The sequence below is a fragment of the Paenibacillus oenotherae genome, assembly GCF_019443105.1.
Taxonomy (GTDB): Bacteria; Bacillota; Bacilli; order Paenibacillales; family Paenibacillaceae; genus Paenibacillus_Z; species Paenibacillus_Z oenotherae.
Window position 1 is genome coordinate 68,717 of the sequence record NZ_JAHZIJ010000010.1, and the last position, 21,584, is coordinate 90,300.

Annotated in this window: 16 protein-coding genes; 5 read left to right on the top strand and 11 right to left on the bottom strand. The window is 52.7% G+C overall.

Features of this window, described 5'->3' with window-relative positions:
• Positions 1–166 precede the first annotated feature (166 nt).
• Together K0T92_RS14925 and speE are read left to right on the top strand one after the other, a co-directional pair.
• Positions 167–1,459, top strand: coding sequence for a Rossmann-fold NAD(P)-binding domain-containing protein (locus K0T92_RS14925; protein ID WP_219873281.1), 1,293 nt, complete (start codon positions 167–169; stop codon positions 1,457–1,459).
• Positions 1,449–2,321 (top strand): polyamine aminopropyltransferase, encoded by an 873-nt coding sequence (speE, locus tag K0T92_RS14930; RefSeq protein ID WP_219873282.1) that lies wholly within the window; start codon positions 1,449–1,451, stop codon positions 2,319–2,321. Before K0T92_RS14925 ends, speE begins: the two co-directional genes overlap by 11 nt.
• 68 nt (positions 2,322–2,389) lie before the next feature.
• Here the strand turns inward: speE and K0T92_RS14935 are convergent, their stop codons facing one another.
• Complete coding sequence (locus tag K0T92_RS14935) at positions 2,390–2,575, bottom strand: YjfB family protein (RefSeq protein WP_219873283.1); 186 nt, start codon at positions 2,573–2,575, stop codon at positions 2,390–2,392.
• A 160-nt stretch (positions 2,576–2,735) separates the two neighbouring features.
• On the opposite strand from K0T92_RS14935, the gene K0T92_RS14940 reads away from it, so the two are divergent.
• Positions 2,736–3,608: an aldose epimerase family protein gene (locus K0T92_RS14940; protein WP_219873284.1), complete on the top strand. Its 873-nt coding sequence runs from the start codon at positions 2,736–2,738 to the stop codon at positions 3,606–3,608.
• A 37-nt stretch (positions 3,609–3,645) separates the two neighbouring features.
• On the opposite strand, the gene K0T92_RS14945 is transcribed toward K0T92_RS14940, so the two are convergent.
• The 7 genes from K0T92_RS14945 to K0T92_RS14975 all read right to left on the bottom strand — a co-directional run bounded on the left by K0T92_RS14945 (position 3,646) and on the right by K0T92_RS14975 (position 10,496).
• Positions 3,646–4,656 (bottom strand): TRM11 family SAM-dependent methyltransferase, encoded by a 1,011-nt coding sequence (locus K0T92_RS14945; protein WP_246628174.1) that lies wholly within the window; start codon positions 4,654–4,656, stop codon positions 3,646–3,648.
• Between the two features lie 26 nt (positions 4,657–4,682).
• Positions 4,683–5,633 (bottom strand): magnesium/cobalt transporter CorA, encoded by a 951-nt coding sequence (gene corA, locus K0T92_RS14950; RefSeq protein ID WP_219873285.1) that lies wholly within the window; start codon positions 5,631–5,633, stop codon positions 4,683–4,685.
• Positions 5,634–5,695: 62 nt separating this feature from the next.
• Positions 5,696–6,487, bottom strand: coding sequence for an ABC transporter ATP-binding protein (locus tag K0T92_RS14955; protein WP_219873286.1), 792 nt, complete (start codon positions 6,485–6,487; stop codon positions 5,696–5,698).
• 81 nt (positions 6,488–6,568) lie between these two features.
• Positions 6,569–7,387 carry an ABC transporter permease gene (locus tag K0T92_RS14960; protein WP_219873287.1) on the bottom strand — a complete coding sequence of 273 codons (819 nt, stop codon included), beginning with the start codon at positions 7,385–7,387 and terminating at the stop codon, positions 6,569–6,571.
• A 13-nt stretch (positions 7,388–7,400) separates the two neighbouring features.
• Positions 7,401–8,522: an ABC transporter substrate-binding protein gene (locus K0T92_RS14965; protein WP_219873288.1), complete on the bottom strand. Its 1,122-nt coding sequence runs from the start codon at positions 8,520–8,522 to the stop codon at positions 7,401–7,403.
• Positions 8,523–8,562: 40 nt separating this feature from the next.
• Positions 8,563–8,799, bottom strand: coding sequence for a 4Fe-4S dicluster domain-containing protein (locus tag K0T92_RS14970; protein WP_219873289.1), 237 nt, complete (start codon positions 8,797–8,799; stop codon positions 8,563–8,565).
• On the bottom strand, positions 8,796–10,496 hold the full coding sequence (locus tag K0T92_RS14975; RefSeq protein WP_219873290.1) for a fumarate reductase/succinate dehydrogenase flavoprotein subunit: 1,701 nt from the start codon (positions 10,494–10,496) through the stop codon (positions 8,796–8,798). The genes K0T92_RS14970 and K0T92_RS14975 overlap by 4 nt, the downstream gene beginning before the upstream one ends.
• A 355-nt stretch (positions 10,497–10,851) precedes the next feature.
• On the opposite strand from K0T92_RS14975, the gene K0T92_RS14980 reads away from it, so the two are divergent.
• Entirely contained in the window at positions 10,852–12,069 is a 1,218-nt protein-coding gene (locus K0T92_RS14980; protein ID WP_219873291.1) for a helix-turn-helix domain-containing protein, read from the top strand.
• A 318-nt stretch (positions 12,070–12,387) separates the two neighbouring features.
• On the opposite strand, the gene K0T92_RS14985 is transcribed toward K0T92_RS14980, so the two are convergent.
• The 3 genes from K0T92_RS14985 to K0T92_RS14995 all read right to left on the bottom strand — a co-directional run bounded on the left by K0T92_RS14985 (position 12,388) and on the right by K0T92_RS14995 (position 16,128).
• Complete coding sequence (locus K0T92_RS14985) at positions 12,388–13,797, bottom strand: transglutaminase domain-containing protein (RefSeq protein WP_219873292.1); 1,410 nt, start codon at positions 13,795–13,797, stop codon at positions 12,388–12,390.
• Positions 13,798–14,718: 921 nt separating this feature from the next.
• On the bottom strand, positions 14,719–15,402 hold the full coding sequence (locus tag K0T92_RS14990) for a queuosine precursor transporter (RefSeq protein ID WP_219873293.1): 684 nt from the start codon (positions 15,400–15,402) through the stop codon (positions 14,719–14,721).
• Positions 15,403–15,636: 234 nt separating this feature from the next.
• Entirely contained in the window at positions 15,637–16,128 is a 492-nt protein-coding gene (locus K0T92_RS14995) for a glutathione peroxidase (protein WP_219873294.1), read from the bottom strand.
• Positions 16,129–16,378: 250 nt separating this feature from the next.
• Here K0T92_RS14995 and K0T92_RS25315 point away from each other — a divergent pair, with 250 nt between their 5' ends.
• A complete protein-coding gene (locus K0T92_RS25315; RefSeq protein WP_219873295.1) occupies positions 16,379–20,887 on the top strand; it encodes a S8 family serine peptidase in 4,509 nt (1,502 codons plus the stop codon).
• The last annotated feature ends 697 nt before the right edge of the window (positions 20,888–21,584 follow it).

Below are 21,584 nucleotides of genomic sequence, written 5' to 3' on the forward strand. Positions count from 1 at the left end.
GCACGCCAGCCTGTAACCATATGCCTCTCTGCATTTGCTTATCCGCAAGTATCACTTTCCTATTGCGTACAGCTTGGATGTTAGACGCCTGTCATTCGACGCAGGCGCGTCCCACTTTTCACTCATAAGCTGTATGAACATTTGTTTGACAAGGAGGAAGCATCCCATGGAAGAACAACTGGTTATTACGCTATTCGGCAGTGGCGGCGGTGTCGCAAAAGCGGTATTATCCATCCTGAACCACTCCGCAGCCGATTCCGGCAGTCCGCTGCATCATCAGCTTGCAGGCAGCCGAATCCATTGCATTGACCAGCATCAACGCCCCTTCTCTTACTACAGCAGCAGCTTTCCGAATCTGGCAGGCAATATGAAACTCCACCAATTCGACTTGAATGACAGCAGGCGGCTGTCCCGGCATCTGCAAGGGACCGGCACGAAGCTGGTCATTGATTTGTCATGGGCGGATACGGTGAACGTCATGTCCTGCTGCGATAAGCTTGGCATTGCCTATATCAACACGGCGCTGGAGAACCAGGAGGTAGATGATACGCCGGAGCTTGAAGGGTTTACGCTGATCGAACGCTCGATCCGGTTTGAAGAGGCCCGGGATAACTTCACCCGTATGAAGGCGATTGTCGGATCCGGGATGAACCCCGGTGTCGTCCAGTGGATGGCGCATAAGCTCATGCGTCTCCATCCCGAGGAGCGCCCGCTGGGCTGCTACATTGTCGAGCACGACAACACCTTCTACGCCGATCCTTCGCTTGCCGCACCGGAGACGATCTACTGTACCTGGTCACCGGATTGTTTTCTCGACGAGGCCGTTCTCAACTACCCTCTGATCGCTTCGAACAAAACCCCGCTCTTCCTCTACAATACGCCTTACGAGCTGCTGTTCGACGTTACGCTTGGCCCGATACAGTTTCAAGGCTGCTTGATGCCGCATGAGGAGAGCATAACGCTCGCCCGGCTGTACGGAGTAGAGAGTGGATTTATATATAAGGTGAACGATGTGACCACCTCCATTCTAAGGGACCATCTGGACAACCCTGATGTGCTGTGGAATTGGAAGCACAAGCTGCTGGATCCTGCCGATGGAGCGCTGTCCGGAGCCGACCTGGTCGGCGTACTGCTTGTCTACAAGGACAAGGAGCGATATATGTACAACGTTACCAGCAGTGAAGCAATCTACCCGCTGTTCGGGACGAACGCAACCTATTGGCAGGTCGCCTGCGGCGTATATGGCGCATTAGGCACCCTCCTGCTGGATTCCATCGCTCCGGGTGTCTATTGGGTAGACGAACTGCTGGAGGAATACGGGCAGGATTGCCACTATGGCGATTATCTGTCCTACTATATGTCTGAGTTTGTAACGGGCAGCAATGATCAATCGCAAGGACTGCTGCTGGCACGCATGCATGAGTGGACAGAAGGAGAGGATGACAGCTATGGCGGATGATGACCTTCTTCTGGGTTATGAAAAGGATGAGAACGAGCTATGGCTGTGGGATGATCTGCCTGAGCTCCATATGGAGGTCGGTTACCGGATCAACCGGCTGCTTCACTTTGAACGTTCTGCCTACCAGGAGATTAGCGTTGCAGAGACATCCGCCTTTGGACGGATGCTTGTGCTGGATGGTGTACCGCAAATAACGGAGAAGGACGGTTATATATACAATGAAATGATCTCGCATATCGGGCTGCTGACGCACCCCAATCCGCAATATGTGGCCATGATTGGCGGCGGGGATTGCGGGCCCGCGCGTGAAGCGGCAAGATATCCGGACATTAAGCGCATCGATGTCGTAGAGATTGATCCCCGCGTAACGGATGTATGCCAGCGGTTGTTCAATCGAAGCCGTGCCGCCGCGCTTGATCCGCGCATCACAATCTTCCACGAGGATGGCGCACGCTGGATTCAGAAGCAGCGCGAACGGATTGATGTCCTGCTGATCGATCGTTCAGATCCCTTCGGACCAGCTGCTGTGCTGTATTCCAGAGCCTTCTATCAGCATGTTTACAGCAGCTTGAGCTATGATGGCATCGCCGTCTTTCAGTCCGGCTCTCCCTTCTTCGATATGAAGGGACTGAAGACGACCTATCATCGACTCCAGTCCCTATTCCCCATCGTTAGAACCTATGTAACTTCTATTCCATCCTTCCCTGGAGGCATCTGGAGCTTCACTGTAGCCTCGAAGCGCCATGATCCGCTTGCAGCAAATACAGACAAACTGCCAGCTGGTACACGTTATATGAACAAAGCTATTGCGCGTTCCGCGTTTGCACTCCCTGAGTATATTCAGGATGCGTTGCGCACATGAAGAAGGAGCGGCTGCTCTTCTGTCTAGACGACAGAGGGGTAGCCGCTCCTTCTTGCTGTGACAGCGTATTACAGGCGGATATCGAGATTACCGCCCAAGTGGGGTTGTACGCTCTGCTCCATCATCTTGATGAGCAGTTGGCCTTGAAGCTGCATATTATCCAGCGATTTCGCCATTACAGCGATTCCCGCCTGCTGCTTCAGCTGCGCCATTGCTTGTCCCGATGCTGCCGCGCTGATGCTTTGGATGTCCATTATGTTCATCCTCCTGGGTTGTTATCGCGTCATCGGCGACGTTCTATCTAGCCGATAGGTTTTGTATCGGTTTTTTGCAACCGGCACTTTAGAGCATTAGGTTAAAATGGTATGCTATATAAGCCGATGTCTATTATTCCACTCCCCCGGAGGTACTAAGATGAACCCTTATGAAGTAGCGAAATACGAGAGCGCCTATACGTTCTACACACTGAAGGAAGAGCGCACGAACTCATCTGTGACGATCTGTCCGCAGCGGGGCGGCATCGCTACAAGCTGCCTGCTGAACGGCGTAGAACTGTTCTACATGGAGGAGGATACCCTCCTGGATCCGGCAGCGAACATTCGCGGTGGGAATCCCGTGCTGTTCCCCATCTCCGGCCAGCTTGAGAACGGCCGCTACGAATGGGAAAGCAAGTCCTATACGATGCGCAATCACGGCGTTGCACGCAACCGCCCATGGGAGGTCGTCTCCACCTCGGAGAAGGACGAGGCTGCCGTGACGCTGCGGCTGCGCAGCGATGACAGCACGCGGCTGGAGTATCCTTTTGACTTCGAGCTGCTGTTTACGTATGCCTTGAAGGACGGTGTGCTTCATATCAGACAGCTTTACCGCAATCTGTCGAACCGCAGCATGCCATTATATGCCGGATTCCATCCTTACTTCCGCACCAACTCCAAACAGCTCGTATATGCAACCGACGCAACGCGCTATCTCGATTATAACGACCACACGGTCAAAGCGATTGACGGCCCCCTCTCCATTGAAGGGTTGAAGGAATCCGTCGCCTTGCTGGATGCGCAGCAGCCCACAATCGCATTCCCTGCCCCAGACAGCGGCACGATCTGGATGAAATACAGTGATCTCTTCAAATATGTCGTGCTCTGGCAGGTGGACGGCAAACCGTTCGTATGCGTCGAGCCATGGATGGCGCTTAATGCCGAGCTCAACCGCAAGGATGAACTGCCAATGATCGGGGCGGAGGAGACGCTGGAGGCGTCGCTGTCCATCGGTTATCAGCTCGCGGAATAAGCCAATTCAGCAACCCGGGCTCCCGCAAGCAGCACAATCAGGCTCCGCCTTGTTCGCCGCTTCTGCAGAGCAGAATTTGCCGTTCGAACCGCCCTTTGCGGACAATGCAGCGGTCCAGAATCTGCAAGCCGGCTTGCCCGATAGACGCATCGACTGCTTCCGTTGTGACGATGAGCAGCCTGTCTGCTAGTCTGGCCCCGCTCTGAAGCATGGACAGCCGTTCTTCGACCGACATTTTGGAGCATAAATTATAAGGCAGATCAATGATCGCCGTATCGTAACGTCCCGTCAATGTACGCATATCCGCAAGCCGGACGACGTCCGGCATGCCGAAATGCGCCAGATTAATCCGCGCGCCGCGAACTGCGAGGGGATTGATATCTGCTCCGGCAATATCAATCCCCATTGCTGTTGCTTCTATAACGACCGTGCCGATACCGCAGCAGGGATCAATGACGCGCACGCCTTCCGGCTGCGGAACGGCTATGTTCACGATCGCTCTGGCTACCCGTGTGCTTAATGCCGTTGAATATGGCCGAGGCTTCTCATTATGCTTCAGCCACTCCGGCTCGCTCTTCCTGTATTCCCCGAACAGCCACTTGCCGTGCGCATAAGCCACTCCGAACAAACGCTCCGGCGTCCTCATCTCGGCTTGCCCCTGTATGCTCCGCCCAATCTGCCGTTCAGCCGCTCTCTTGTCCTCATAGGACACACTGCCGTCGGTATCTATAAAGCATACCTTGAAGGTCGCCTTGTTCAGCCCTATTCCTGCTGCGTATTCCGCAATGCTTGCAACATCCGCGCCTTGAGCCCGGATCGCCAGCTTGTACCGGATAAAGGGACTCCGGCCAAGCCCGACATCCCTATCGCTGATCAGGCAGCCGCCCTCGGCGATACTTCCGAATAAGGCCCGCAGCTCCATCGCGCACAATTCCGCCTCATCCTCATGATAAGCGACCGCGTACAAATATTCGCGGGACAACTTCTCTGAGACGCTGGCCTGCAGGCTCGTCTCCTGGTTCATGTACCTGTGCATTGCTGCAACCATCCGTTCTTTCCTGATAGTAGAATCGATTATTTGAACCAGCCCTTCACCTTGAACCAGAGGAACATCCCAAGCCCCAGACCGCCCATAATTCCCAGCACGATATAATATCCGAACGGCCAATTCAGCTCTGGCATACGGTCAAAATTCATGCCGTATATCCCCGCGATGAATGTAAGCGGCATGAAGATCGTCGTAATAACAGTCAGCGTCTTCATGATCGTATTCATCCGGTTTGAGCTGAGCGACATATAATGATCCCTCATATCCGAGGTCATATCGCGGTTGGAATCGACCATCTCCGACAGCTTGAGCAGATGATCATGAATATCGGTGAAGAATACCAGATACTCCTGCAGCCCCTCAATGCGCTGTGAATTAATAATGCGATACAGCAGGTCTCTCATCGGAATAATGGTTTTGCGAAGCTTGAGCAGCTTCGTTCTCGTCTGGAACACCTGGCTCAGGGCGCTCTGGTCTGTGCGGCTGTCATCGGAGGTATCGAATTCGAGCAACTGATCCTCAATCGCATAGACAGCGGGAAAATAGTGGTCTACCATTTTATCGATAACAGTATAGGCAGCCTGCAAATAACCGTACGGTTGCGGCGGCGGCATAATTCCCACCTTCGACCAAGCCTCGTCAATCACCTTCAGCGGCTGCAGATGGAAGGTAACGAGGTAGCCGCGTCCGATGAACATGTCCACCTCTTCGGCCTGCAGCGTTCCTTCATTAAGAGCATGCAGCACGAAAAAATGAACATCCGTATAATGATCCATCTTCGGCCGTTGCAGAAACATGAGACAGTCCTCGATCGCCAGCGGATGGAAATGAAAATACTCGTCCAGCAGCTTCGATTCCGCCTCTGAAGGCTCGCTGAAATCAGCCCAGAACCAGCTGACCTCATTCCGGTCTATATCCTGCAGCGGGATATTCTCATAGATTTCATGATTTTTCGTTACAATGAGTGTGCGAATCATACCGACTCTTCCTCATCCCGGTTTTATTCCCCATTGTAGCATTGCTTCATTCGGCGAATCAATCAAGGAAGGACGAGCGCCGCCGTTCGCTCCTCCCGGGCTTCAGCGGTCCCCACTTCCAGCAGCTGCATAATATGCTGGCGCAGATGAATGAACTCCGCGCTTGTCCGTCTCCTCGGCCTAGCCAGCTTGATGGGCAAGATAGAGCGAATCCTGCCGGGATGCGGACTCATAATAACGATCCGGTCAGCCAGGAACAGCGCTTCCTCCACATCATGCGTCACGAGCAGGTAGGTCATCCGTTCCGTCTGCCAGATGCGGACCAGCTCCTCCTGAAGCCTCTGCCGCAGCAGCACATCAAGCGCTGCGAACGGCTCATCCATGAGCAGCAGCTTCGGCCGCAGGCATAATGCTCTGGCCAAGGCTACACGCTGGCGCATCCCTCCTGACAGCTGGCCAGGATACAGCGAGCCCGCTCCGGTCAGTCCCATAAAGCGCAAGTATTCGTCAATCCGCAGCTTCCGCTCCTGGCGGGAGCAGCCTTTGATCGTCAAGCCAAATGCGATATTTTGTCTCACCGTCAGCCAAGGGAAGAGGGCATAATCTTGAAAAATAAACCCCCGATCCGTGGACGGTGCGCCGACAGGCACATCATCACATCTCACAGCACCTGCATCGGGCTGCTCGATCCCTCCTATCAGCTTCAATAGCGTGCTCTTGCCGCAGCCGGAAGGTCCAACAATACAGATGAATTCTCCTGAATCTACACGAAGGGAGATGCTATCGAGCGCCGTTATCTTCATGCCCGTTCCTGCCTGATAGGTCTTGGATACCCTGTCGATATCTATTCGCATCCCATCCCGCCCCTCTCATCGTCCTGCATATATTTCACTTGCAGTGCCCGCTAATGCCATCGGCACCGTGGCGGCCTGTTCTCACTTCCAGCGGATGACTGTGCGCTCTACTGCTCTTACCAACGCCGAAGAGGCGTAGCCAAGCAGCCCGATAGAGAACATGCCAATGATCGATTCGTTATAATCCAGCAGATGGTAAGCCTGCCATGTTGCATACCCGATTCCTGTCTGCCCGGACATCATCTCGCCTGTAATGACACCCATCCACGAAGCACCGATTCCTACCGACAAACCAGTAAAAATACCAGGCGCCATCGCAGGCAGATAAATTTTCCACACAACACGAATCGGACCGCATCCCAGGCAATGTGCCGCCTGAACAAGCGACTGCGGCACCTGCCTTGCCGCATCCCGACAGCACAATAGAATGGGGAAGAATGCACCCACAAAGGTAATAAATATAATGCTGCTTTCTATCGTTGTGAAAAGCAGCATCGCAACAGGCAGATAAGCGATGAGAGGGATGGGGCGAAACAGCTCCAGATTAGGAAACAGCAGATCGCTCGCTCTCGGTGACAGGCCTATCCACAGCCCCAGCGGAACCGCAAAGGCGAGGCCCAGCAGAATGCCGGCAGCAACCCTGAAAACGCTGGCCAGAATATCGTTGTAATACTGCTGCTTCATCAGATCAACGCGCCATGCCCCCAGAATATCAAGCGGCTTCGGCAGGTTGCCGAATTGCAGCGGATACTGAATGTTGTAATGCACGAGCACATGCCAGGCCAAGAGGAAGAGCAGTACAGAAGCGGTGCGCACCGCGTACGCAGTCGCGCGCTTCCGCTTCTTTGCGTTCTTCCATCCCAGAGGAAGTACGGCTTGGGCTTGGCGTTCTACTCCCATCTCGCCCCCCATCTCAATAGACCTTCCCCTCAATCCAATCTCCCTGCAGCTCCTGATCAGTCAGATAGGCCTTGCCTTGGGATGCAAGAGCTTCACGCAGATAGCTGTCATCAATGAATGATTCCAACGGCAGCTTCTTCTTCAGCTTGCCGATCTCCGCCAGAAATTCAGCACTGCCGGTTAGTGTCGCAACATCCTTATTGTAGATCACCGCATCAAAGCGGATATGGTCCACCATACGCTGACATACCTCGCGCGGAAACTTGCTCTCTGCCTGGAATATTTCAACCGTCTCATCCGGGTGCTCGGCAATAAAGACATGAGCCTCATGAAGTGCCCTGAGAAAGGCAAGCGCATAGCTCTTGTTCGCCTCCACCCAATCACGATTCGCCACAACTCCGGTCAAATAATCAATCTCCGTCGCCTCTCCCGGCAGCAGAAGCTGGCCGATGCCGCGATGCTGAATCAAGCTGGGATAAGGCTCCCACGTAGAATGCGCAATGATCTTATTCTGCTCGATGCTCTGCATGCCGATTGTGACGGACTGGTCAACAATTGTGACCTCATCAACCAAATCCTTCTTCCTCAGCGCTTCCAGCAGCATCCGGTGAGAGCTGCTTCCGATCGGCGTCGAGACGGTCTTGCCTGCCAGATCTTCGATCCTTCCAATGCCGCTTCCATTCGGGACAACGATGGCTTGATTCCGTCCGCCCTTGCCTTTGCCGTCTATGGCCAGGAAGACTGAGCGGTAATTCGCCTGGCTGATGCCCATCACACCATTAAGCAGGGATGGCATATCGCCAAGGAATGACAGCTGGATTTTGCCACCGTTCATATTGTTGTTGAGAACAGACCCGGCCGGAGCGTCGAACCATTCAACCGTGACCTTGTCGCTTGGGGCCAGCTCCTTGAGATGCTTCTCGAATAATTGCTTATTCTTAATGACAAGCGCTCCCCAAGTCTGGGCGGTCGGGGACTGATAACCAATCGTAATCGTCGCCTGCTTATTCTCCACTCCATCTGCCTTGCCGATCGGGGGTTTCTCACCGCCTTCCGTAGAGCAGCCCTGAATCAAGAGGAGAGCTGCGCCAAGAGAAGCTAGCACTATCATCAGCTTTCGAGCCCGGTTTTCCATAGACAGACAACCTTCCTTTCATAAAAAAATCATCCTGCGATCATCGAACCAAATACGGAATATGAACACGGACAGCATCAACCGGACAATCCGTCTGGCAAGGTGTGCAATACCAGCATTCATCGTATTTCATATAGGCCTTGCCGTCCTTGTCGAGCGCCAGAATGCCCATCGGGCATACCTGCACGCATATATCGCAGCCGATGCATTTGTCGCGGTCGATGATGACGCTCGCCTCTGCACGCTGCTGAACATAATGGGCGGAATAGTTGCTCATGCCGTTGTCCCTCCTGCAACTCCAGTTCTAGTCTCCAATACATAAGGCGGAAGCTCCTTCGTAGACAGCTCAATCTCGCCGTCCCCGCCTTTCTTGACGATAACCCGCTTCATCCAGTTGGCATCATCCCGTTCAGGATAATCCAAATAATAGTGGTAGAAGCCCCATCGGCTTTCTTTGCGGAACAGCGATGCGCTTGCCATCATCTCCGCACAATCGACGATGCTGTGAATCTCCAGGGCACGGCCAAGTTCATGCGGATCACGCGCGCCAAGCAGCTTCAAGTCCTCCTTGCGGAAATGCCGGATCTTCTCCAGCGCAAGCTCCATCTTCGTTGTCGTCTTGGGCGGCATAAGGTACTGCGTTACAATACGGCGGATTTTGTACTCCACCTGCTGATGCGGTACGCCATCGGCATTCGCAGACAGCGCTTCAATCCGCTTCCGCTCTGCCTCTATCTGCCCCTGGTTCGGCTCCACCCTCGCCGTGCTGGCAGCGAATGCTGCCGCATTGACGCCTGCAATCTTGCCGAACGTCAGGGCGCCAAGCAAATATTGATGCGGCACGCAGGCCATGTCCCCTGCCGCGTATAATCCGCGAAGCGAAGTTTCCGCTTCGTGATTGACGAGGACGCCGGACGCGCTGTGCCCGCTGCACAGGCCGACCTCGGAGAAATTCAGCTCCACCATGTCTGTGCGATAATCTTTGCCGCGCCCGGCATGGAACAGATCACGGCTTGGGCGTTCATTATGGTGAAGGATCGCTTCGATCTTGCTCACCGTCTCGTCATCCAGATGCGTCAGCTTCAGAAAGAGCGGCCATTCACCCTTGTTGGCAAGCTTCCACATGTTCATAATGAGCTCGCCGCTCCAATAGTCGCACCCTGTCACCCGCTCTCCCTTGGCATTCGCCGTGTAGCCGCCGAACGGACCGGCTACGTACGCACAGGCAGGGCCGTTATAATCCTTCATCGTCGGATTGATCTGATAACACTCGATCCCAGTCAGCTCTGCCCCGGCATGGTAAACCATCGCGAAGCCTTCTCCGGAATTAGTCGGATTCTCGTAGGTGCTGTACAGATAACCCGAGTCGGTAAGCCCCATTCGCCCCGCTGCGCCTGCGGTGAGAACTACCGCCTTCGCCTTGACAATTACCAGCTCGCCGGAATTCACATCGAGCCCGAGCGCTCCGACGACTTGATTGCCTTCTGTCAGCAGCCTTGTCGCCATGACACGGTTGATGACTTTGCAGCGGTGCTGCTTGACCTTCTTCGCCAGAATCAGCTTCAGGTTGCTTGCTTTGGGCATCGGCAGCACGTACCTCCCTTTGCGGTGAACACGGTACACCTCGTAATTGCCCTCGGCATCCTTCTCGAAGTCAACCCCCCAGCTGTCCAGCTCCTGTATGATGGGATAACATTCGCTGGCCTGCCGATATACCGCCCGCTGGTCAATGATGCCGTCATTGGATTCCGTTATCTCAAGCGTATACTCCTCAGGTGTCGCTTTCCCCGGCACAACGGCATTATTGAGCCCATCCATCCCCATGCTTATGGCCCCGCTTCGGCGAATATCGGCCTTATCCAGCACCAGCACATTCAGCTGAGGCTGAGCCTGCTTGGCCTTTATCGCAGCCATTGTTCCTGCTGTGCCACCCCCGATAATAAGCACATCCGTTTCGTACATTCTTGTTTCCATATTGGAATTCATCCTTTCGTAAGGGAGGATAAAAAAAGAAGACACAGAGACTCGCCCGCTTCAGCGAATGCCTCTGTGTCTCCGGCTGACCGGTAGACTCTACTTATAATCCCCAGTTGTTCCATCGGGTTTATGGCGCTAACTTTAGCACCCCCCCAAACCACTGTCAACGAAGGGACGAACATTGCGCACGAATGAGGAGCAATGCGGATGAAACCCTTATTTTTCAACTCTATACGCCCTGCCCTGACCCTTTCAACCGTATTGAATATTTGCCGACTTATCGATATGATGATGTTATATAGTATACTTATTGCATCGGAATAATAAGAATAAAAGGAGGGAAGTGTCTGCCATGAAAGACAACCCATTCACACTGCTCCATATGCAGGACGCCATGGACTTGCTCGGAGTCAGCAGATCCACCATAGATCGCTGGAGAAGCACCAAGCAGCTCCCTTATGTGAAGATCGGCAAAGAGGTCTTGTTCGACCAGAATGCTCTCACAGCGTGGATGCGCAGTCATCTCATCATGGCGGAGCCCCGATCAGGAACGAAGGCATCTGAACGGACAGCAGCTGCGGACAATCCTTCTGCGCCCGTCACGATTGTGGTCGGCTATCAAAGCGGTACCGCCCATATGTGGAGTCCGCTCATAATTCGGGAGCTCGGTCTGTTCGAAGAGGAGCTTCGCTCCATCCGGCCATTCGGGCGTTATCGCGTTCAATGGCTCGACGCTCCCAGCGGACTAGAGCTGGTGGAAGGCATGATTGCCGGGCGGGTCCATATCGCCTCGCTCGGAGATTATCCCATTATCGTCAGCCAACAACTAAGCCGACTGCTGCCGGGCTATCAATCCATGCTGATTGCCTTCGATGGCAAGACTGCGGGAGGACAAGGTATCGAAGTAGTCGTTCCGGAGGGAGATTGCACTCCTAATCTGTCTGCTCTCGACGCATCGGCCGTATCGACAGTGCCGCATTCAAGCGCCGGCTGCCGGCTGCGCAAACTGCTGACAGCCACCAATCTCCCCGGCGTCGAACCCATTGTCGCCAAGGGAATGCGTGAATGTCTGGACGGTATCCTGAAGCGGACGGTTAGCGCGAGTGCTATGTGGGAGCCTTACATCAGCCTGCTGCAATACTTAGGAGCCGGCAGACCAATTGAGACTGGGAACCTCGAAGGAAGAGAGGATTACTTGACCGGAGTCGTGGCGGACGGGGAATGGGTACGCAATCATGAAGATGCTGCTATCGCTTACTTAAAAGCACATATTCGCGCCCATCGATTTCTGCGGGCGGAGCCGTTCGCAGCTTCACAGCTCATACATCGGGCGACGGGATTCCCGGCCCAGGTGACCGGAAGCGTGATCTCCCGCGTACGCTGGGATGCCGCACTGTATGGACGCGATCTCGATACACTGCGGCGACTTGGCAAACATGACAATTTGTTGGAGCAGACAAACTCCATCAAGGTTGAACCCGCTTATCTGCTCCATGCAGCCCGCTCCATGCACCCGGCCCTGCCGCGTACCAATGATTTCTCTATGGACTGGGCAGTTGAGTCGCTATAACGGGGATACATAACAAATTTCCTGGGTCCCAAACGCGAAGGTCGGCGGAATTGGCTTCATTACCTGGAAGTATAAGAGCGTGTAGATGATGAAGCCTGCGAAGGTACAGGAATTCCGATTAAAGGAAGCCTTAGGCCGTACAATACCTGCGATAATGCAGGAATATGAGGAAGAACTGGCCGATAAGGGCCATATACAGCCAAATGCCTGCGCTTCGGCATGCATTTCAGCATCGACCTGGCTGGTACGAGAGAAAGGCTGCAGTTTCGCAGGCATATTCGACGTTTATGGTTTTGATATTCTCCAGCAGCCGCCAATCTACCGATACGTAAAGGCAACAGTTATTACGCCGCTCTGATCTGTTGCAACCGAATATTTGGCCACTTCCGTGAATGGTCCGATGAGACGGCTCCAATCGGTAGCAGCCTCCTCAGCCTTGTACATTCTTTTGAGCGTGATGGCGTTCATTCCGGATTTTATCGCACTGGCAATGCGAGCTTCGAATTCAGCAGGAGTGCCGACTGTCAGCCCGTTATACGCAAAATAATTATACGTGACACTCTTCGCCGCAGGGAGCTTGTCGCTCCACTTATGATCCTTGCTCAGTTCCTCATCTGTCACATTGAAATATCCGTATGTTACCCTGCCAGACACATCGGGAACGGGATCATCCCATGTCACATCGAGGTTGTAATATTCGCCGCCAATCTTCACCTTATTCCATGCATGAGCGATTCCATTAGCCGTTCCCGTCACAACATGCGCTTCAATGCCAGCCATCTCCAGCAGCAATTGGGCTGAGTAGGCATAGCCCTGGCAGACAGCGATCCCGCCTATGAGCGCTCCGTACATCGTATAAGAATCTTCCGGCACACTATCCTTCTTATAGTTCTCATAATCATACGCAATATTCAGCAGAAGATAATCATGAATGGCCAGCTCAGTCTCATATTCCGTCATGTCAGGCTGAATAATTTCTTTTAGAATCGCCTCAGCCTTGGCATAGACTTGCTTGGCCCGATCATTATTCATTTCGACCGGCAATGCTTGGCCCGGCACCTTCAGCAGATCATGCTCGTCATTGACATAGTAAACTCCAAACTGCTTATAAATGCGGTTCGCAAGAACAATCCCCTGCTCGCGGGTAATCGACATCTGCGGCATAAACCGCAAACTGCTGCCGCGCTGTTCACCCTTCATCAGCTTCAGAGCGCTCAGCGTTTCAACAGCAGCGCGGGACCATCCTGACAGCCTGGCGGCATCGGCGAATACCGGAACAGATATACCATCATAGACCAGCTTGTCTTCTCTCCCCGCCCTCTTCAGCGTATTGAAAAGCATAACCGCTGCCTGCTCACGGGTAACCGCTTCATTCGGCGAGAAGGCCGTGCTGCTCGTGCCCTTCACAATACCAAGCCCAAGAGCTTGCAGCACACCGAAGCTGCTCGTATCCTTGAACGGGTTCAACCTCGGTGTGGATGGCGTTACATTCGTTAATGCTGTATAGAGAAGAACCGTTAATTGACTGAATTGCTCTCGGGTAAGCGCCCCTTGAAGTTGATTATTAAGTTTAGAGGGGATTAGCCCGCTATCCTGCGCCTCCTCAATATCGGCAGCTGCCCAGGGGCTTGGCAAATTATTGGCGGCGTAGGATCGATTCGGCACCACAGATATAGCTAGAACGGCAATCAGGAGTATCATGATGAGAGTCGACAATTTATTGTTCATTATGCGTATGCTTCCTCCTGTAGAGAGACTAATAATTACAATAATCATACCATACCTTGTACCCGCACTTTGATCGTTTTTGCATCTGAAAATTTCCCGCCACCGCAGCAGCGGCCTGCTTATTGACATTTCCAGTAATCCTATGTATAATTAATGATTGTATGTTAGTGTAACCCTCGGTTTAACCCCGATTTATGATGATGGATCACCTCCCATCCGTTAACACTTTCCTTTTATTCCGGCTGCTTGAAGGAACACGGATTCAAACTGGCGCGGTCTTGGAACCGCAAGGACGACTGAGAGGATTAGGGCTTTCGTTGTTTTCGTGAAGTGAGTCATGAACTAATGCGTTACGCTAAAATATATCGTTCGCCATATTGCCCCTGCTGTTTGATTGTGAATGGAAGGGATGCTGCGAACACACACAATGGCCCCCGCTTATTGAAGCGGGGGCCGACTAATTTTTTATAAGTTAATTACGGTTCTCCTGAGAAGATGCTTATCGCATTTAAACTTGAGGGATAACTGGCTTCCAATACTTCTCATTACCCTCGAAAGCGTCGTTAAGTTTGCTTACACCATCGCAATTCCCTTCGTTTGTCATCGCAACTCCGAATAGGTTAATGATCATAATGAACAATTTCATGTCATCCACTCCTCTTATCTCATTGTGCCTCTGTCTTATATGTTAGATTATATAACATATAGATCACACAATCAATAACCAGGACTGATTTCAATCATTGCACTTCTTTATAGCCCCATTCGTTTTTTCTTATATTTCAAAATCGCCATATAAGTTGCTTAGGAATGAACAACAAAGCGAAGCAGGGGGAATGATGCCGGAGAAGCGCCAACGATCGCAAGAACATTCCCCTGCGCGGCAGCCTGATTGTTCGTTTCAATCAAACAGCTTCAGCGTCACTCCGAGGACTTCGCCGGGAAATTCCGGGCGATATAGATGACAGGCGTAGACGCCGCAGAGATAACAAATTTAATCAGATAAGTGGTGATGAATATCTCCAGCCACACTTCGAATGGATAATGACCAGCGAAAGCGATGCTGCAGAAGATTAGCGAATCTACCAGCTGACTGACCGCTGTACTGCCGTTATTGCGTATCCACAGCTGGTTGCGCTCAGGGAATATCCGCTTCAGCAGCGAATAGATGCGAACATCAAGAAATTGGCTCACGAAGTAGGCCACCAAGCTGCCCAGCGCGATCTGCGGAATGAGGCCGAATATCGTCTCCAGCGAAGAGTGGCCCAGATCATCAGCCTGCCGCTCGAATACGATCGCCATTTGCATTACGATCATCATCATAAGCAAGGTGAAAAAACCAAACCATACCGCCTTCTTGGCCGCCTTCTCGCCGTATTTCTCATTCAGCAGGTCAGATGCCAAATAGATCGTGCCGTACATCGTATTGCCGAGCGTCATGACGAATCCGAACATGTCGATCGTCTTCACCACCTGGACATTGGCCAGCACAGTCGCCACCCCTACCCATGCGTACAAGCCGCTCTTGCCGAAGGAGCGGTAACATACGAGGAACAGCGAGAAATTAACTACTACAAACAATACACCCCATAAAAAATTAAACATGCAACTATTAAACCTCCTTAGTTTTGATAACGCGGGAGTTTGCGAACCGCGACTCCCTTCTCGTAGCGGAGCGTTAACCATTATATCACAGCAGTCAAGCCATTCACGCGCAGCAGCCAGTTTGCATGCAGAGCAGTTGTCACAATCACAGTCACCATCATCGCACATCGCGTAAAACAAAAGCGTCCGCAAAATATATCCCGCTACATCGGATATATTTTGCGGACGCTCCATTTATGAACGGTCAGCTCTGCCCAGCAGCTCAACAATTCGCTTCTCGAACTTCATCGGCTTCGTTGTTGGCGAGTAGCGCTTCACAACCTTGCCTTCACTATCTACGAGAAACTTGGTGAAATTCCATTTGATAGATGAGCCGAGGAGTCCCGGGCTTTCCTTCTTCAAATACTTGAACAACGGGTCAGCAGCGTCGCCATTCACATCAATCTTCGCGAAGAGCGGAAAGGTAACACCGAAGTTGATCTGGCATACCTGCTCCACTTCACTATCCTTCCCTGGCTCCTGCTCCCGAAACTGATTGCTCGGAAATCCCAGCACCACGAAGCCTTGATCCTTATACTTCTCATACAGTCCCTGAAGCTCGGTGAACTGAGGAGCGAATCCGCATTTGGATGCAGTATTCACAATAAGCATCACCTGTCCCCGATAATCCGCAAGCGGCTTCTGCTCGCCTCGAATCGTCTGCACACTGTAATCATAGATATTCATGCCCATACACCCCGCTTATAGATTCAGATGCTATATCGATAACCATAACCACTGCTCACAAGCAGCAAGGCCATTTATTCAAGCTGTACTTCCTATTGTAATCAACCACCTGTTGATTTACCAGACCCTGCCCGGGATCACTATTTTGTCGTTTATAGCTATCATTCCCAAATAAATCTAGTTCGACAGATCTACTAGTGTTACAATATCTCGTGTATGATTCTCATAAACTCAAAGGGGAGAAATAGAATTGAAATCCTTTTTCAGAGCTTCCTCCATAATTGTTACTGCAGCGCTCTTAGCCAGTCTCTTTCTGCAAACAATCGCAGCAGCAGCTCCGCTTAGCCCGGCGGTCATCGAGCAGCTAAGACTTGAAGCAGCAGCCAAGAACAGCGCAACAAGAACAGCAAGTATATCCTCCAGCATTGATACATCCACTCCCAATCCCGTGCGCGTCATCGTCCAGTTCAGCGGACAGCCGTCTGCCGCAGGCAAATACGCGGCAACTATGGGAACCAGCCGCATCACCGCTAAAGCTGCAGAAGCAGCCGTACGCCTGGAGCAAACCTCGGTTCTAAGCACCGCGCTAATCCAAGGCGTCCAGCTGAAAGTCAATTACCAATTCAACACCGTTCTCAACGGCGTTGAAATTACGATTCCCGCTAATCAAATTCCGCAGCTCGCCGCCCTTCCGGGTGTCCTGTCCATTTATGAGAACCGCATCTATATCGCAGCTCCTGTAGAGGATGCTTACAGCTCCGTCATTGATACCGTCTATACGGATATCGCTCCTATCAAACAAATCGGCGCCGATGAAGCGTGGAACAAAGGCTTTACCGGCAAAGGCCTGAAAATCGGCGTTATCGATTCCGGCATTGACTACCACCATCCTGATTTGAAGGATGCCTATAAGGGAGGCTATGATTCCTTCAATAAAGATAGCGATCCTTATGAGGACGGGCCCGTAAGCCAGGAAGACGATCCTTATGGCACCGGGTTCGCGGGCTCCTACCACGGCACTCATGTTGCCGGAACTATTGTCGCCCGCGCAGCCAACACAGCAGCAGAAATACAGCATAAAGGCATCGCCTATGAAGCGGATCTCTATGCTTATAAGGTAATGGGCTATACCCCTATGTCATCTGAAGCAGTCGGTACAAGCGCTCAAATCATTGACGGCATCGAGCGGGCAGTCAACGACGGAATGGATGTCATTAACCTGTCACTCGGCACTGATCTGAATAAGGATCCCAATTCCCCGATGTCCATAGCGATCAACAACGCTGTACTTTCAGGAGTTGTTGCAGTCGTTGCCAGCGGTAATGCCGCTTCCAGCGGCCCTTACTATTACTCTATGGGCAGTCCGGCAACTGCACAATTAGCTATGACTGTCGGAGCCGTCACAAGCCCTGTAAGTTTATACAGCGGCTCAGCCGTCAGTTCCTTCGACAGCGGCCTTGAATATCCGCTTCAAGCGATGGCATGGCTCACAGGCCATGAGAATTTCAGCGCAATTCTCGGCACAGAGCCGCTGGATACCGTCTATGCCGGACTCGGCAGCACAGATGATTATGAAGGCATTGATGCCAGCGGCAAGATTGTCTTCCTGTCACGGGGCAGCATTCCATTCGCGGATAAGATCAGCAATGCCAAGCTGAATGGCGCCAAGGCTATCATTATTTTCAATGGGATCGAGAAGACAGACCCTGTAGCTGGCATCGTTCCAGATCTTTCTCCTTCTATCGAGGATCGCGACGGCTTTATTGAAGGCGGATTTCTGGGAGATGATCTCGCATTTATCCCTACATTCGTCATGTCCGGCATGGAGGGAAGGGCATTGGCCCAGCAAGTGGCCGCTAATCCGGCAACTCCGCTGCAATTTACGTTCGGAGCAGATTATCCAGCCACTGTAATCGGCGGCGATCACGTAGCTCCCTTCAGCTCCCGCGGTCCCAATTCCGACAGTGATTTCAGCATTAAACCGGACTTCACAGCACCTGGAGTGGGTATCCTGTCCACTTTCCCGGAGTTTCTCAGTTATATGCCGGATGCCACTTATGAAGAAGCCTACGCACGATTGAGCGGGACCAGCATGGCCGCTCCGCATGTAGCAGGACTTTCTTTGCTGCTGCTTCAGCAGCATCCGGATTGGACGCCCTTCGACATTCGGGCAGCACTGGCGAATACCGCTACTCCCCTCTATGACGAGACGAGCACCTTGTACGATGTATATTCGCAAGGCGCCGGGCGAGTGAATATCGCAGCAGCTATGGAAACACCAGCAATCATTCAAGCGCTTGATACCATTACCATTCTGGACAAAAATCTGGGCTCTCATGAAGTAACCAATCCGAGCAGCAGCATTAGCTTCGGCCTCATGCAAGCAGGGAGCGCTCCAGCAAGCGAGCAGCTTCAAGTGAGAAATTTCTCGGATGACGAGCAGCAGTACAAGACTGCCATCATGGTGCATGGTTCGGTCACTACTGATCCGTACCAACCAATACCGTCGCCCGATCCCTTTAATATCGAAGCCTTTCTCACCGGAGTTGACGATAATGATATCGTAACGATTGCCCCAGGCGCAGCGGCGCCGCTGTCTCTTCAAATTGCTCCGAGCGCAAATGCTCCGGACGGCGTCTATGAAGGCGAAGTCGTGCTTACTAGCTTAGGAGGCCTGCCAACGCTGCATCTTCCATTTGCCGTCCACATTGGCGATGAGAGACCGGATAACGGATTCGGATTGCAAGACTTGGTCTTATCGAACAGGGTTATTTCACCAGGAATTACAGGCATTGAATCCGTACATGAGACATCCGAGCTGGCATTTACTTTGCAGGCTAATAATACGAATGCGCTCGCTTTGATCGTCTATGATAAGAGCGGCAGCCAGATCGGATTTATGCATGATTCGTTGAACCTGGATGACGCTGATCAACTGGCAATGGCGGCGACAGGACGCAAGTCACTGCCGATAAACGGAATTTACTATGATTTCAATGAGCAAAGAGAGCGCCGCCTGCAGGATGGCCAGTACACGTTGGAACTGCTAGCAGCACAGATAGGGAATGACGGCAAGATCGCCAAGGACGAATACAACCAGCCCATCATCTATTCGGCTTTCACAACCATCGCAGTCGATACTGATGATGAGGACGTATTGAAAGTTGTACAAGCAAGAAGAGACTTCATCGGTCAACATAACGACAGAATACTGAATCAGCCCGCCCTGCAATTTCCAAGCAATTCAGGAATAACGTACAAGGTGACAGACAGCAATAAACCAGCTTATATCGATAAGGACGGTATTCTGCGATCACTTCCGGCCTCGGGAAGCGAGAATGTAACGCTTACCGTTACGATCACTTCAGCAGCTAAGCCCAGCATTAAAACCAGCATACCTGCCATAGTAACTCTGAAGCCGATAGACAAAATCATCGATATTGGTGGCGGCGGTGGTGGCGGTGGCGGCTTTGTGCCTCCCGTTGTCATCGCACCGGATACCGCCCTGCCTGCCGGACCGGAAATTCCGGACAACAGTCCCTCCATTGCAGCAGTTATAGATCAGGGGCAATTCAGATCGGCAGTGAAACCGGCCTTAACAAGCGCAAGCGCGGGCAATACGGTTCAAGCGTCTGTAGCCGATACCGATCTGCAGCAAGCGTTGAATCAAGCCGCCAGCTCTCCGGTTGGCGTTATTATTAAAGTGCCTGTTACAGGCAATCAGCAAGCACAGCTTACACTTAGCCCGAGCCAAGCGGCCATGCTCTCGAAGGCTGCCGACGGAAGCACGATCATTCTTAGCACAGGACAGGCTTCAGTCGCTCTGCCTGCAACCGCGCTGACAGGCCTGCCAGCCGATGCTTCTGTGCGGATTACCGTCGGCAATGACACCAGCAGCAGCTCCGCATTCACGGCCGCTTATAAGGAGGCGGTTATACTTGGCACACCTGTATCATTCGAGGTTGATGTTCTAACGAATGCCGGCACCGATCCGCTGCATGTGCCAATCGGCCAATTCATTACAAGATCGTTCACGATCAGCGGCAGCAGCGGCATCGGGACAGTTGGCGTTCTCTATCTTGAAGACGGCAGGATTCGCCCTGCAGCCGCCGCATTCACGCCAAACAGCGACGGAACCATCACAGTTGCCGTAAGCCGGCCCGGGTTCTCCGTCTACGCGGCAGCGGCACATAAAGTTCAATTCACGGATATCCGCACTTCATGGGCGAAGTCACAGATCCAATCATTGGCCGATAAGTTTCTCATGAAGGGCACTTCCGAGACAACATTCGCACCTAAGCAAAAGGTTACACGCGCAGAGTTCGCCGCAATGCTGGCCCGAGCGCTCGGTCTCCAAGCATCAGGTCCCGCTCCGTTCGACGATGTACGCTCCACCGATTGGTTCGCGCAGGATGTCGCCGCAGCATATGAAGCGGGACTGATTACCGGAATGAACAGTGCGTCATTCGCACCCGGAGCGTCCATTAGCCGCCAAGACTTAACCGTCATGCTTGCAAGAGCATTGAAGCTGCTTGATGCGCCTGCGCAATCTCCGCAGCCTCATCGCGCATACTCCGACGTGTCCAGCTTCGCCGCCTATGCGAAGGAGAGCATCGAGATCGTAACCGCGAGCGGATTAATGAAAGGGGTCGAAGCTGGCGGCGCAATCACCTTCCAGCCTTCACTTCCTACAACCCGTGAAGCCGCGGCAAGCGTCATTCACTCCCTGCTCCTGCAGGCCAAATTGATCAATAATTAACAGCAGCCGCTTCTGCAAAAGGAGGTAGCTGTCCAATAAGTCCCTAAAACAAAAAAGTTGGGCGAAAAAACAACATGTTTTTCGTCCAACTTTTTTATGTATTTGCTTCAGCAGGAAAGCAGTGAGGCAGATACCCAATACTTGCCCGCATTGTCTCCAAGCTTCGTGTCTACGTCCCCATGTACCAGTTGACTGAAAAAGATCCGGTTAGTAGAGCAAGGAGAAGCCTGCGGAAGGGCAGGAATTTCGGCTAAATGAAGCCATTGAGCGCAGGAAGCCTGCGAATACGCAGGAATATATGGCGGATTGGGCCGCTATCGGGAAAACATGGCGAAATGCCTGCGCTTTGGCAGGCATTCGGTCATCAGCATGCAGAAATGAACAAAAGCATGCCTATTCGCAGGATTCGCCGCCGCCGATGGAATGACTCCAGAGTCCCCCTCCACGCGTCGGGGCTGTAAGGGCTCACCCCACTTGCTGCACCCTGCCAGTTCCAGGCGCACTTGAAGCCAGCGCGTGAAGCCAGCTCGCGAGGCCAGCGCATGGGAGCAGTGCGTGAGGCCAGCGCGTGAGACCTTTTCCGCACCGCGCGTGTCTCCCGGCGCACGGTGCCATTGCGGCACGCGGGGATCAATCACACGTCGAGGGTCAAACCTCGTGCGTCCATAACATGGAGGAAGCCCGTGAATCCGACACA

Excerpts from the sequence above, each read along its gene's own strand:
- K0T92_RS14955 (WP_219873286.1), bottom strand. The coding sequence starts at position 6,487 with ATGCGAATAGATATCGACAGGGTATCCAAGACCTATCAGGCAGGAACG.
- K0T92_RS14965 (WP_219873288.1), bottom strand. The coding sequence starts at position 8,522 with ATGGAAAACCGGGCTCGAAAGCTGATGATAGTGCTAGCTTCTCTTGGC.
- K0T92_RS14995 (WP_219873294.1), bottom strand. The coding sequence starts at position 16,128 with ATGAATATCTATGATTACAGTGTGCAGACGATTCGAGGCGAGCAGAAG.
- K0T92_RS14960 (WP_219873287.1), bottom strand. The coding sequence starts at position 7,387 with ATGGGAGTAGAACGCCAAGCCCAAGCCGTACTTCCTCTGGGATGGAAG.
- K0T92_RS14935 (WP_219873283.1), bottom strand. The coding sequence starts at position 2,575 with ATGGACATCCAAAGCATCAGCGCGGCAGCATCGGGACAAGCAATGGCG.
- K0T92_RS14980 (WP_219873291.1), top strand. The coding sequence starts at position 10,852 with ATGAAAGACAACCCATTCACACTGCTCCATATGCAGGACGCCATGGAC.
- K0T92_RS14990 (WP_219873293.1), bottom strand. The coding sequence starts at position 15,402 with ATGTTTAATTTTTTATGGGGTGTATTGTTTGTAGTAGTTAATTTCTCG.
- speE (WP_219873282.1), top strand. The coding sequence starts at position 1,449 with ATGGCGGATGATGACCTTCTTCTGGGTTATGAAAAGGATGAGAACGAG.
- K0T92_RS14985 (WP_219873292.1), bottom strand. The coding sequence starts at position 13,797 with ATGAACAATAAATTGTCGACTCTCATCATGATACTCCTGATTGCCGTT.
- K0T92_RS14970 (WP_219873289.1), bottom strand. The coding sequence starts at position 8,799 with ATGAGCAACTATTCCGCCCATTATGTTCAGCAGCGTGCAGAGGCGAGC.
- corA (WP_219873285.1), bottom strand. The coding sequence starts at position 5,633 with ATGATTCGCACACTCATTGTAACGAAAAATCATGAAATCTATGAGAAT.
- K0T92_RS14945 (WP_246628174.1), bottom strand. The coding sequence starts at position 4,656 with ATGGTTGCAGCAATGCACAGGTACATGAACCAGGAGACGAGCCTGCAG.
- K0T92_RS14940 (WP_219873284.1), top strand. The coding sequence starts at position 2,736 with ATGAACCCTTATGAAGTAGCGAAATACGAGAGCGCCTATACGTTCTAC.
- K0T92_RS14925 (WP_219873281.1), top strand. The coding sequence starts at position 167 with ATGGAAGAACAACTGGTTATTACGCTATTCGGCAGTGGCGGCGGTGTC.
- K0T92_RS14975 (WP_219873290.1), bottom strand. The coding sequence starts at position 10,496 with ATGGAAACAAGAATGTACGAAACGGATGTGCTTATTATCGGGGGTGGC.